Below are 13,228 nucleotides of genomic sequence, written 5' to 3'. Positions count from 1 at the left end.
TATCGACCAAACCCGATCAAAACCGGTGGACCGGCACGCCGCCATTATTCAGCGGTCTCCTAGCGCTCCGGGCCTGGCGGGCCTGGGCACGCAATCGGGGGATCTCCCGCGCGAGGGTCCATCGGGACTGCAACAGGGCCGCGCCGTCACAGAGCACGCCGGAGAGCCCCGACCTGCTCGTCTCGACGGTGAATAATGCGGACTGTTGTATCACTCGCGCATCGGCAGGTACCGCTGTCAGCGCGTCCAAGGTGTGTGGATGCGGGCGGGAGTCTGCGTTGTAGACCGCGATCCACACCTCGGCCGGAGCCACGCCCTGTGCACCGAGCCGCTCAAGCTCGGCGGCCACGGCGCCGTTGATCTGATGCACCATCGTCGCTGCCGGATCTGTTGCGTGATGGTGGAACACCCGATCACTGGTCGCGGCAAGCTTGGCGGCAAGGTCCGGTGTAGACGGTGTGGCGTCGAAGGCGGCACGCACGACGGTCGGGTAGTCGGTGGCGTGATCGCCTGACACACCGGCCAGACGAATCAACTCGTCACTGGGAAGGGCACCACCGAACCGGGCCGTCAGCCAGCAACCGGTACGACGGCGTCGCAGGGCGGCCGCCAGTTCGGGCAACCGCTGTGCGACCACCTCCCTTTCCACGTGCTCGCGCTCGGTGGTCGCCAGCACGACGCTGGCCGGCCCCCACCGCTCGGCCATCGCGGTCAGATAAGCGGTCGTAGGCTGGATGAGCCGCTGCTCGCGCAGCAGTGGCACCACGATGAGCACGTGCCGTCGCCGGGTCTGGCCGGCGGCGTGGCCGTTCCTGGCTTGGCTCAGCCAGCGCAGCGACTGCAACAGCCGGTAGCTGCCACCGGCGCCGCGGACGGCTACCGCCGCCGCTCCGGCCCATCCGACAGCGGCGGCGATCCGACGGGCCGTCATACGATCACCTCGCGCAATCGCAGCACCGTGAACGCCTCCCGGTGCCCGCCGGTGGTGCTGGCGCCGCGGAAGCCGGTCAAGTGCATGCACGCGGGGCCAACGAGCGTGGACTGGCCCGCTCCTTTCGCGCCAACGGTCTGCGTACGGTATCGGCCCAAGGCGGCGAGCTTGCGCTCGACGACCGGTGCGATGTCGCGCAGCAGCGCCGGCTGGGTGATCGGCGTCCACACCTCGTACCCAAGAATCGTGGAAACCCAGTGCGGGCTGCCGCACTGTGGATAGTTCGAGCTCCCGGCCATCTGCGCTGCTCGCCAGCACAAGGCGAACGCCGCCTCGTGGTCGAACGACCCGTCCTTCGGGTGCGGCAGGTACAGCAGGTCGGGCCGGCTCTCCCGCAGCACCTCCAGCACGACGCCGAACTGGTCACAGTCGTACGGGTCGATGCCACCATCAGGAAACCGCAAGAAGCGCAGCCGGTCGGAGCGCACGCCCAGTGCCGCAGCGGCGTCGACGGCCTCCCGCTCACGGCGCGTCCCAAGGTCATCGGCCTCAGCGGAACCACCATGCTCGCCGGAGGTCAGAAAGGCGATCGCCACCTCATGACCAGCCTCGGCGTGCATGGCGATCGAGCCTCCACAACCCAGAACCTCGTCGTCAGGATGTGGAGCGACGATCAAAACTCTCGCCACGGCAACCTTCCCCCTATCGTCGGTCGGACCTGACGCCATACAGCGAAGCCGGTCTAACCGCGTCCTGGACAGTCCGAAGGGGTTGCGCGGTCCGGCGCGCCACTGCGGGACGTTGCGCGGGGTTGCGCGTAGTTCTACATCTATCGCCAGGCACCTATGCTGAGTACGCCCAGTAATCTCATCGACACTGGGAGGTAGGCGTGCCGCGGGCGGTAACCAACCACGACCTGGAAGTCCTGATGGACGAAGCCGGCTACGGGCAGGCCCACGCCGCGTTCGCCCGCCAGGTGAACCTCGCCGCCCGCGCCCAAGGAATGCTGCGGTACGACGCGTCGAGCGTGTACTGGTGGCTTCGCGGCCGCCGGCCAGATTCCGCGATCCAGATCGTGATCGCAGCCGTGCTAGCGCGCAAAATCGGCCGGACGCTCACCGTCGACGACCTCGGATTCGGCGACGACGACGTGAGCCTTGGCCTCACCTACCCAACCAGCCGCTCCGCCGGGATCGACACCGCGACCCAGCTGTGGAGGCTCATCGTGCGCAGACGCGACCTTCTCGCCACGGCTCCGTTCGCCACAGCCGCCGCCCTACAGACCGGCTTCGCCTGGCGCTACGACCCAGCCGACACCGACACCGGCCACGTCGGCCTCCGGCGAGTGACCACATCGGACGTCGCGACCCTGCGCCTGTTCGCCGACCAGTTCGCCGACCTGGATCGCCGTCACGGCGGCGGCAGCGACCACACCCGCGCCCTTCTCGCCACCTTCCTGCACCACCAGGTCACTCCGATGCTGCACGGCTCATACACCGACACCGTCGGACGTGACCTCATGGGCGCCGCGGCAGCGCTCGTCGGTCAACTGGCGTTCATGAGCTACGACGCCGGCGAACACGGCGCAGCCCAACGCCACTTCACCATCGGGCTACGGCTGGCCAAGGCCGCCGACGACCGCCTCTATGGCGCGCACCTACTGGCCAACCTCGCCACCCAGGCCACCTACCTCGGCCACGGCACCGAAGCAGTCCGCCTAGCACGGGCCGCCCTCGACGGCGCCGGCCGCGCCCCCGCCACCGTCCTCGCCCGGCTATACACCGCCGAAGCCTGCGCCCACGCCGTAGCCGGCGACCGCCGCGCCTGCACCACCGCCCTCGGCAAAGCCGCCAAAGCCATCGACCGCAGCAAGCACGGCGAAGGACCACCATGGGTCGGCTACTTCAGCCCCGCCCACTACGCCGGCACCGCGCTTCGCTGCTTCCGCGACCTACGCCTGTACCGGCAAGCACTCCAACGCGCCGACGAGGCGCTCAACCTGCACACCGACAACGTACGCACCCGCGCGCTGCACACCGCCCTACTGGCCACCACGCATGCCGACGCCGGCGACCTCGACGCCGCCTGCCTGACCGGCACCCGGGCCGTCGACCTCGCCGACGGGGTCGAGTCCCGACGCGTCCGGCAACGATTCACCGAACTACACGACCGCCTGCTCCCCCACCGCCGCGTTCCCAAGGCCGATGACCTCCTCGAACGCCTCCGCGCCATGCCAACCGCGGCGTGAATCTCACGCGGTGCACCAGCAGTCGGCTACGGTCGAGACGGTGAGCACCTGGATCGACCCCAAGACCTGGTACCAACAGCTACCGTCGTTCTACGCCTCGGCAGCCGCACTGATCACCAGTCCCGACGGCGACGTGCTCCTGGTCAAACCCACCTACCGCGACCACTGGGCGTTCCCCGGCGGATACATCGAAGCCGGCGAGTACCCACACGAAGGATGCGACCGCGAGATACGCGAAGAGCTCGCCCTCCAAATGCCGGTCGGCCCGCTGCTCGTCCTCGACTGGGCACCACCAGCAGGACCACGGCCCCGCGCCATCATCAGCTTCACCTTCGACTGCGGGACGCTGCCCGACCTTAGTTCGATCAAGTTGGACAGCGACGAGCTCGAGGACTGCGCCTTCCTACCGCCCGACGAGGCCACCAGCCGCCTGCCGACCAACGTCGCACCACGCGTCAAAGCAGCGCTGGAAGCCCGGCACCTTGGAAAGACCCTCTACCTGTCCAGCAGCGCCAACTCGATATGAGGTCTCAGCCACCCGCACTATGCAAGAACGGGCTTGCAACGCCGGCATACGAGACGTAAAGCGAGTCGCGCGCCCGGGTACAAGCGACGAACAGCAGGCAGCGCTCGCGCTGCATGTCGTGGCGGTAAGCGACGGGGTCCTCATCCTGCGACGTGACAGCGGCCTTCGCGGGGACCGTGCTCGCCTCGACGCCGATGGCGGCGACGCAGCGGAACTCCAGGCCCTTCATCGCGTGCATGGTGCCGACGCGGACGGCGTTGGTCTTGGTTGCCGCGGGTGTGCTGACCGGGATTCCGGCAGCGGAAAGCGCGTCCCGAGCCGCGTTCGCCAGGTAACCGGTCCGCGCCGCCACACCGATCGCGTGCGGCTCGACTCCGGCGTCGAGCCATTGGTTGACCTGTTCGATGAGCTGCGCGTTCTCGGTATCGCGATCGGCGGCAGCCTTGGTAATGGGACGGCGTCCGTGCATCGGTGACCTGTAGCCGGTGAGATTGTCGACCTCGTCGTCAAGGCCGACGGGGTCTTCACCCGTGAGAAGCCGTACCGACCATGCCAGGATCTCCTGGGTGGTTCGGTAGTTGACAGTGAGCCGGTGACTACGGCCCCGAATACCGACCCCAACGCTGGCGAGCGAGACGTGATTGTCATAGATGCGCTGATGCGGGTCAGCGACGATGAACAAGTCGTCGGGACCGGCCGCGACGGCAGCCCGCAAGAGGCGCCACTGAGCAGGGTGCAGGTCCTGGCCTTCGTCGACAATGGCGTGCTGGTAGGGCGGCGCGGCGCGTTCGGCGAGGATGCCGGCGGCTCGGTCGGCCAACCGCAAGTGCGTGTACTGATTCCACTGGCGGAGCGTGTCGGTAACCTGGCGGATTGCTTCCCAGATCTTCAGCCGCTGGTCGGCTCGCACGGGCGTGCTGCGCCCACGCCGGCGTGCCCCGAGGTATTCATCTGGCTGGTGCAGGCCCTGGGCGAGGATGACCTGTTCCCATTCTCGTTCCAGGAACACCGCGCTGAACCCGGGGGTCGACGCGGCCGCCTTCTCCCACAGCGCGCGGAGGGTCTTGTCGTCGACCAGCGCCGGCTGGCGGCCGAGCGCGTCGGCGACCGTCCGATATGCGAGCCGGTCGACGTTGAGAACGTCGATCCGGTCGCGGACCTGTGGGTCGTCCGTGAGCAGCGTCAACTGACTGGTGAGGGCGTCGGCGAGGTTTCTGGTGAATGTGGTCAACAGGATCCGGCCGGCGCCAGCGCGACCGGCGAGGAACACCGCGCGGTGCAGTGCGGTGACGGTCTTGCCGGTGCCAGCGCCACCGGTGACCATGGCGGGCCCGGCGTAGCTGGGGCGGTAGGCGATCTGCCGCTGGGCCGGGTGCAGGAACACCCGCCAGGCATCGAACGGGTGGGCCAGGATCTGCGCGAGCTCTTCGGGGCCGGACACCAGCACGTACCGATCGGGTGTGCGGACGGCGGCGGCCGCGAGGTCGTCAGTGTCGACGTGTTCGGCTGCGGCCCCGACCGGCAGCTGCTGACTGACCTCGGCCCAGACCTGCTCGGGCGTCATGCCAGCGGCGAGGCCCGCGAGCGCGTCGTACTGCACGGTTGGCAGCAGGTTGGCGAGCGCGTCCAAGTGCGCGTCCGTGGTGAGGAGGCGCACCAGCGGCAGCACGTCCGCATCGATACCCAGCCTGATCAGTTCGGCATCGCCGACAGTGCCGAACAAGAACGTCGGGCTGTCCTTCGCGGCCTGCCGCAACGCTGGTTCGATCACCTCCAAGCCCTCTTGGTTGCGGACTTCGAGCACGCCGAGGGCCTGGTTCACGGTGAACTTGTGGCTGGCCGCGTACTTGTTCGCGTCGTCGTGCGGAAGGACGGTGATGAGCAGGAATTCGTCACCTGTGTCGGGAGCGAGCACGACTCCGCGATAGAACTGGTTGATACGGATGGTCCGTATCTTGGAGTCCTTGGCGTTCGCGAGTTTTTCCAGGTGCAGACCGGCGTGAGTGTGCTCGGCGAACTTACCGATCGCCGCGTCAACCGCCTTCTGGACAGGCTTTTGTAGCTTGGCGTATTCGCCGAGAAAGTCCTTGGCGATGACGAGCCGAGGCATACGATCGTTTCCTCCTGGCCAAGGTCGTATTACTCTGATCACCCGTGCTGCGCGCCGTGCCAATGTTATGACACTGCGTCAACAGAACAAACCAGGAGAAAGCAGATGACGGGCGTTGTGGCCCCGGAAACGGACGTACCGGCGCCGGGCCAGCTTGTCACGGTCCGTAACCGCCGTTGGGTGGCCGCGGACGTCGTACGCGGCGAAGTGGCCAGCGGGGACCCGCACGTGTTTACGGGCCGGCCGCCGCACCTGGTCAGCCTGGTCAGCATCGAGGACGACGCCCGCGACGAGGAGCTGCGCGTCGTCTGGGAACTCGAGCCTGGTCGCATCGTGCACGACGCCGCGGCCCTGCCGGACCCGGCGAATGGCTTCGACGAGCCGGCGCAGCTCGACGCCTTTCTCGACGCGGTGCGGTGGGGCGCCATCGCGTCGGCGGACAAGACCGCATTGCAGGCGCCGTTCCGGGCCGGCATCGAAATCGAGGACTACCAGCTCGACCCTGTGGTGAGAGCGCTGTCGATGCCGCGGACGAATCTGCTCATCGCCGACGACGTCGGGCTGGGCAAGACGATCGAGGCCGGCCTTGTCATGCAGGAGCTGATGCTCCGTCACCGTGCCCGCACGATGATGATCGTCTGTCCGGCTGGGCTGACCCGGCAGTGGCGCGACGAGATGCGCGACAAGTTCGGCCTGGACTTCCGGATCGTCGACTCCGACCTGCTCAAGGAGCTACGCCGCTCCCGCGGCCTGTACGCGAACCCGTGGACGCACTACCCGCGCTTGATCGTCAGCATCGACTGGCTCAAGCGAGACCGGCCGATGCGCCTGCTCCGCGAGGTGCTGCCAGCTACGCCGCGGTACCCGCGGGCGTTCGACCTGCTGGTCGTTGACGAGGTGCACACCTGCGCGCCATCCGGGCGGGGCCGATATGCCGTCGACTCCCACCGCACCCGGGCGATCCGGGCCCTGGCGCCACACTGCGAGCACCGACTGTTCCTGTCCGCCACGCCGCACAACGGCTACCTGGAGTCGTTCACCGCACTGCTGGAGCTGCTCGACGACCAGCGCTTCGCGCGCGGGGTCAAGCCGGCCGAGGAGCAGCTCGCCAGGGTGATGGTGCGCCGGCTCAAGAGCGAACTGCCACCGCGCTGGGACGGCAGCCCACGCTTCCCGGTACGCCGACTGGACTACCTTGAGGTCGACTACTCCCCCGCCGAGCAACGGGCGCATGAGCTGCTGTCCCAGTACGCGAACAGTCGCCGCACCAGCGCCGAGGGCAAGGGCGGTCAGGTCGCCGCCGACTTCGTCACCATGCTGCTAAAGCGGCGGCTGTTCTCCTCTCCCAAGGCGTTCGCCGAGACCATCGACACCCACCTGGCCACGATGACGGCGCGCGACGACGTGGCCGACCGCGCTGGCAGGAGCGTAGAGCGGGCCGCCAGCGAGCGCGTCCTGCAACCCATGATCGAACGGCTGGAGGAGACCGCCGAGGACGACGAGGCGTACCGGGAGGCGGAGGCCGACGCCCTCGCGGCGGTCCGCCACAGCACCGCCCCGCTGTCGACACAGGAACGTGCGCTCCTCGACGAGCTGCGCGAATGGGCCCTCAGCGCGCAGGACCGACCGGACGCCAAGTTCAAGGCGCTGCGGGAATGGCTCGACCCCATCGTGGAACAAGACCAACGGGTAATCATCTTCTCCGAATACCGGGACACCCAGCGCTGGCTGCACGAGCGCCTACTCACCGCCGGGTACCCAGCCGACGCGATCGCCCTCCTCTACGGCGGGCAGGACGCCGAGGAACGCGACCACATCAAGAACGTCTTCACCGAACACCCCGACCTGCACCCGGTACGGATCCTGCTCGCCACCGACGCCGCCAGCGAGGGCATCAACCTGCAGCGCCACTGCCACCGGCTACTGCACTGGGAGATCCCCTGGAACCCGAACCGGCTCGAACAGCGCAACGGCCGCGTCGACCGACACGGCCAGCGCGCACGCGAAGTCGAGGTACGCCACTTCGTACCGAAGGGCTGGCAGGACACCGACTACGCCGCAGGTTCGCTTGAGGACGAGCTGGCGTTCCTGCGGCTGGCGGTGGAGAAGGTAGAGGCGATCCGCACCGACCTGGGCAGCGCCGGCGAGGTGATCGCCGCGCAGGTCGAGCAGAAGATGACCGGCAAGCGCACCGACTGGCAGGTCACAGATGCCGAGATCGGCCGCCGCGCCAGCCGGGCCCGGCTGCGGGTCGAACGCGACCTCGCCCGCGACCTGCACAAGCTCACCGAGGCGCTGGCCGGCAGCCGCGCAGACCTCAACCTCACCCCGGCGACCGTCGAGCGGGTGGTCCGGACCGGGCTGCGCCTGGCGCACCGCCGCGACCTGCTGGACACACCAACCCCGGCCGGCGCGACCGGCACCTGGTTCCTGCTGCCCGAGCTGGCAGGCGCCTGGGCCGCCGCCCGCAACGACGGCCTACTGCACCCGGTCACTGGCAAGGAACGGCCAGTCACCTTCGACCCTGACGCCGCGGCCGACCGGACCGATGTCGTACTGCTGCACCTGGGCCATCGCTTGGTGCAAATGTGCCTGCGGCTGCTGCGCGCCGAGCTGTGGGCACAGGCCCGCGGCCAGGACGGTGCCGGCGCGGCAGCCAAGCTGACCCGGGTCACCGCGCGGATCGTCCCCGGCGACGTACTGCGTACGCCCGCGGTCATTGCCCACGGCCGGGTCGTGGTCACCGGCGCCGAGGGCACCCGGCTACACGAGGAGATCGTGCTCGCCGGTGGCCCGCTTGAGGCCGGCAGGCTTACCAAGGGGCGCCAGGACGACCTTGAAGCGTGGCTGACCGCCGCATCCGAGGAACCGCCGGCACCGCGGGCGCGCGAACGCCTCGCCGCCCTGTGGCCAGCCATCGCCGAGCCCTTGCGCCGGCGGCTGGCCACCCGGTCGGACCAGAAGGCCCGCAGCTTGTACGGGCTGCTCGCGCAGCGCTGCGACGAGGAGGTCGCCGCGGTCGAGTCGGTGCTCGCCGAGCTGGACGCCTCGATCCGGGCCGCCCTCGACAACACCCCACAATGGGAACAGCCCACCCTGTTCGCGATGGAACGCGAGCAGCTCCGCACCGACCACGACGCGCTACGCGCTCGGCTCGCCGACATCCCTGCCCAGCGGGAACGGGAGACCGCGGCGCTGCGTCGCCGCTACGCCGACCCGACGGCTCGCTACTTCCCCGCCGCCGTCACGTTCCTGGTACCCGCATCCCTCGCGCGAGGTGACCGCTGATGCCCGCCCGCCGGCAAGCCCCCACCAAGCCGAGGACGGGCCGGGCCACACAACCACGCCCCACCAGCACCGCCGAGCAGCACGCCGAGTGGCTGGGACTGCTGCGCCCCGACGGCCCGTTCCTCACCGTCCCGGTGCTCACCGAAACGCTCCCCCACGGCCTGGACACCATCCCCGACGACGTCCGCGACCGCGTACGCCGGGCGTGGGCCGAGGTCCAGGACGCACCCGACCTGCTCGGCCCCGCCTGGCTCGACCTGATACTCGACGAGCTGCTGCGCTTCCCCGCCAGCGCGCGAGCCGACGGCGCCATACTCCCTACAGACCTGGTCGGCCCGTTCCGGCCCGACTTGGTCATGTCCGGTCCCGAGCCCGGCGGCGGCCGGGCCGGCCGGCTGCACGTCTACCGCCGCCCCGCCGACACCCCGCTGACCACCTCCCGCGGCGAGCAGCCCGCCCTGTCCGAACAGGCCGCCCAGGTCTGCCGGGACACCCGCACCCCACTGGCCCTGCTCACCAACGGGCAGCATTGGGTGCTCGTCCACGCCCGACGCGAGGAACCCACCGGCACCGCCACCTTCGACGCCGACCTCTGGCTGGAAGAGCCGGTACTGCTCCGGGCGTTCGCCACACTCCTGGCCGCCCCCCGCGTGCTGGCTCCAGCCACCGGCCCGAACGGGACGCCCTCGACCAGCCTCGCCGCACTCTTCGCCCGCAGCGCCGACGACCTCACCCAGGTCACCACCACGCTCGGCGGGCAGGTACGCCGCGCTGTCGAACTCTTCGTCGCCGAACTCGCCCGCCTCGACCGCGAGTCCGGCGGCACTTTGCTCGCCGGTGTCACCGAGCGGGAGATCTACCGCGGCTCGCTGACCGTGCTCATGCGCGTGGTCTTCCTTCTCTACGCCGAGGAACAGCGGCTGCTGCCAATCGGCGAACCGCTCTACGCGCAGGCATACGCCGCGTCCACCCTGTACGACGAACTCGACGCGGTCCGCAACCTGCACGGCGACGAGGTCGGCGACCGACGCACCGCCGCCTGGCCTCGACTGCTCGCCCTCTTCGCCGCGGTGTACGACGGCTGCGAACACCCCGACCTGCGCATCGCCGCCCACGGCGGCTCGCTCTTCAACACGGCCCGCTTCAGGTGGCTGGCCAAGGCCGCCATCACCGACCGCGTCGTACACGAGATGCTTGACGCGCTGCTCATCCTGCGCCACCGCAGCAAGGCCGCCGAACGCCTCAGCTACAAGAGCCTCGACGTCGAACAGATCGGCCACGTCTACGAGGGCCTGCTCGAGTACTCGTGCATGCGCGTTGACGAGCCGTACGTCGGGCTGGCCGGTAAGAACGAGCCGGAGCTACCCCTGATCGAGCTGGAAGACGCCGCCGCGCGGGGCGAGGCCGAGCTATGCGCGTGGCTCGCCGAGCGCTGCGACCTCACCGCACGCCAGGTCGACGCCGCGCGCGGTAAGACACCCACGCCGCACCAACTCGCCGCGCTGCACGCGGCGTGCGACAACGATGCCAGCCTGGCCGATCGGGTACGCCCGTACTGGGGGTTGCTGCGCATCGACCTGCGCGACCTGCCCACCGTCTTCCCATCTGGTTCGGTGCTGTTCACCCAGATGGGCGACCGCCGCGCCACCGGCACCCATTACACGCCGCGCGCCTTGGCCGAGGAGATCGTGCGGCATACCCTGGCGCCACTCTGCTTCTCCCCCGGCCCGGCCGAGGGCGTCACCGCCGAAGGCGTCTGGCGTGCAAAGCGCGCCGACGAGTTGCTGCGGCTGAAGGTGCTCGACCCCGCCATGGGCAGCGGCGCGTTCCTGGTCTCCGCATGCCGCTACCTCGCCGAGGTGCTGGTCCGCGCCTGGGAACGCGACGGCGTGCCCGCCGACGTGGCCGAACTGGCCGGCACCGACAGCAACCGCGACGACCTGCTCCTCGCCGCCCGCCGGCTGGTCGCCGCCCGCTGCCTCTACGGCGTCGACCGCGACGACATGGCCGTCGAACTCGCCAAGCTCTCGCTGTGGCTAGTCACCCTCGCGAAAGATCGGCCGTTCGGCTTCCTGGACCACGCGCTGCGCTGCGGGGACTCCCTTGTCGGCATCACGTCCGCCGAGCAGCTCACCACATTTCACCTCGACCCTGCCGAGGGTCGCGTGCTCAACGCCCGCCTCTTCAACTCTGTCAGCGACCGGCTGCACGAACTAATCGGCGAGGCCGCCGAGCTACGCGAGTCGATCGAGTCCACTGTGGTGCAGGACGCGCGTGACGCCGCCGAAAAGTCGGCGAGGTTGGCTACGGCCGAGAACCTCGCCGGCGACATGCGCCTCGCCGCCGACGCCGTCGTGGGCGCGGCACTGTCCACATCGGTACGCGCGCAGTATCGGCCCTGGGAGCCAGACAGCGACGAGTCGGACGCTGAGGCCAAGTACGACGACCGGCTGACCAGGATCAGCGACGACATGTACGCCGTGCTGAGTGGCGCGGCGGACGCAGAGCTGCGGCGGCGGCTTGCCGAAACCGTTACGGGCTGGCTGCGTGGCGGGCGTCCAGAGCCCATCCGGCCCTTGCACTGGCCGCTGGAGTTCCCCGAGATCGTCAACAAGAACGGCTTCGACGCCGTCGTCGGCAACCCACCCTTCATCGGCGGCAAACGCGTCAGTGGCGCGATCGGCCTCGACCTGCGCGAGTACCTCAAGAAACGGATCGCCCGCGACAAGCCTGGCAACGCCGATCTCTGCTCGTACTTCCTACTCCGCAACATCCAGGTGGCCGAGCAGGCGCGGGTCGGCATCATCGCGACGAACACGATCGCGCAGGGTGACACCCGCGAGGTCGGGCTCGACCAGGTCGTCGACATCGGCTGGAACATCTACCGGGCGGAGAAGTCACAACCGTGGCCCGGCACGGCGTCGCTGGAGGTGTCGCTGCTCTGGGTGGGCCACCCCGGCGAGAAAGAGAAGCGCATCCTCGACGGCCACACCGTCCGTGCTATCACCCCAGCTCTGGATGCGCAGTCCCGGATCACCGGCAACCCGTACCGCCTCGCCGCCAACGCAGACAAGTCATTCCAGGGCGCAATCGTGCTAGGCATGGGATTCGTCCTGGAGCCGGAGGAGGCGCAAGCGCTTCGCGCCAAGGACCCACGCAACAAGGACGTCGTCTTTCCTTACCTGAACGGCGAGGACCTGAACTCGCGCCCAGACTGCTCGGCCCGCCGCTGGGTCATCGACTTTTTCGACCGGTCGGAAGAGGACGCCCAGCGGTATCCGGACGTTTTCGCGATCGTCGAGCAGAAGGTCAAGCCCGAACGCCAGCGAACCAAACCCGACGGGTCCTATGTGCTTCGGCGGCCACTCCCGCAACGCTGGTGGCAGTATGCCGACAAGCGCCCCAACATGCGAAAGGCGATCGAGGGCCTCGATCGCGTCCTCGTCATCGCCCGTATTAGTCGAACCGGCATGGCAACCTTTGTGCCGACGAGACAGGTGCTGAATGAGAAGATCGTCGTCTTTGCGACCGACCGTTCCGGCATGCTCGCGCTGCTGGATTCCGAAATCCACGTCCGCTGGGCTTGGAAGTACTCTTCGACACTCAAGACAGACCTTCAGTACACACCGTCGGACTGTTTTGAGACCTTTCCACAGCCGGACGTGACCGAGCGGATGGATCGAGTTGGAGAGGAACTGGATACCTACCGGCGGTCGGTGATGTTGAAGCGGGAATTGGGGCTGACGAAGCTCTACAACCTCGTCCATGACGCTCGCGTTACCGATTCGGAGATCCAGCGGTTGCGGGAGATCCACGTCGAGATCGACGAGGCGGTGGCCGAGGCATACGGCTGGACGGACCTGGACCTCGGCCACGGGTTCCACGAGACCCGGCAGGGCACCCGCTTCACCATCAAACCGGAGGTGCATGTGGAGATCCACAACGGCCTGCTCGAGCTCAATCACGAGCGATACGCCGAGGAGCAGCGCACCGCACCGGTCTCCGGTACTCGTGGCAAACCGCGGAAGGCCCCCGCCCGTACCCGATCGACTGAAAGCTCGACCACGGCGGACGCCATGTTCGACGACGGCCTCTTCCCGCTTCCTGACGCGCTGTTCTGACAGT

Annotated in this window: 7 protein-coding genes; 4 read left to right on the top strand and 3 right to left on the bottom strand. The window is 68.7% G+C overall.

Features of this window, described 5'->3' with window-relative positions:
* Positions 1-16 precede the first annotated feature (16 nt).
* Complete coding sequence (locus V6V89_RS34750) at positions 17-931, bottom strand: hypothetical protein (RefSeq protein ID WP_334623822.1); 915 nt, start codon at positions 929-931, stop codon at positions 17-19.
* On the bottom strand, positions 928-1,620 hold the full coding sequence (locus V6V89_RS34745) for a PIG-L deacetylase family protein (RefSeq protein ID WP_334623821.1): 693 nt from the start codon (positions 1,618-1,620) through the stop codon (positions 928-930). The genes V6V89_RS34750 and V6V89_RS34745 overlap by 4 nt, the downstream gene beginning before the upstream one ends.
* 200 nt (positions 1,621-1,820) lie before the next feature.
* On the opposite strand from V6V89_RS34745, the gene V6V89_RS34740 reads away from it, so the two are divergent.
* Positions 1,821-3,179 (top strand): hypothetical protein, encoded by a 1,359-nt coding sequence (locus V6V89_RS34740; RefSeq protein WP_334623820.1) that lies wholly within the window; start codon positions 1,821-1,823, stop codon positions 3,177-3,179.
* 40 nt (positions 3,180-3,219) lie between these two features.
* Positions 3,220-3,705 (top strand): NUDIX hydrolase, encoded by a 486-nt coding sequence (locus V6V89_RS34735; RefSeq protein WP_334623819.1) that lies wholly within the window; start codon positions 3,220-3,222, stop codon positions 3,703-3,705.
* 4 nt (positions 3,706-3,709) lie between these two features.
* Here the strand turns inward: V6V89_RS34735 and V6V89_RS34730 are convergent, their stop codons facing one another.
* Entirely contained in the window at positions 3,710-5,815 is a 2,106-nt protein-coding gene (locus V6V89_RS34730) for a UvrD-helicase domain-containing protein (RefSeq protein ID WP_334623818.1), read from the bottom strand.
* Between the two features lie 105 nt (positions 5,816-5,920).
* Between V6V89_RS34730 and drmD the strand changes: the two genes are divergently transcribed.
* Both drmD and V6V89_RS34720 read left to right on the top strand, forming a co-directional pair.
* On the top strand, positions 5,921-9,103 hold the full coding sequence (gene drmD, locus V6V89_RS34725; RefSeq protein ID WP_334623817.1) for a DISARM system SNF2-like helicase DrmD: 3,183 nt from the start codon (positions 5,921-5,923) through the stop codon (positions 9,101-9,103).
* Complete coding sequence (locus V6V89_RS34720) at positions 9,103-13,224, top strand: Eco57I restriction-modification methylase domain-containing protein (RefSeq protein ID WP_334623816.1); 4,122 nt, start codon at positions 9,103-9,105, stop codon at positions 13,222-13,224. Before drmD ends, V6V89_RS34720 begins: the two co-directional genes overlap by 1 nt.
* The last annotated feature ends 4 nt before the right edge of the window (positions 13,225-13,228 follow it).

It is taken from the genome of Micromonospora sp. CPCC 206061 (assembly GCF_036906915.1).
In the GTDB taxonomy this organism is placed as follows: domain Bacteria; phylum Actinomycetota; class Actinomycetes; order Mycobacteriales; family Micromonosporaceae; genus Phytohabitans.
The sequence above is the reverse complement of the archived record's forward strand: the minus strand, read 5'-3'. Positions and strand labels throughout refer to the sequence as shown.

Bases quoted from the DNA above. Each gene is read 5' to 3' on its own strand.
- V6V89_RS34750 (WP_334623822.1), bottom strand. From the start codon at position 931: ATGACGGCCCGTCGGATCGCCGCCGCTGTCGGATGGGCCGGAGCGGCG.
- V6V89_RS34720 (WP_334623816.1), top strand. From the start codon at position 9,103: ATGCCCGCCCGCCGGCAAGCCCCCACCAAGCCGAGGACGGGCCGGGCC.
- V6V89_RS34730 (WP_334623818.1), bottom strand. From the start codon at position 5,815: ATGCCTCGGCTCGTCATCGCCAAGGACTTTCTCGGCGAATACGCCAAG.
- drmD (WP_334623817.1), top strand. From the start codon at position 5,921: ATGACGGGCGTTGTGGCCCCGGAAACGGACGTACCGGCGCCGGGCCAG.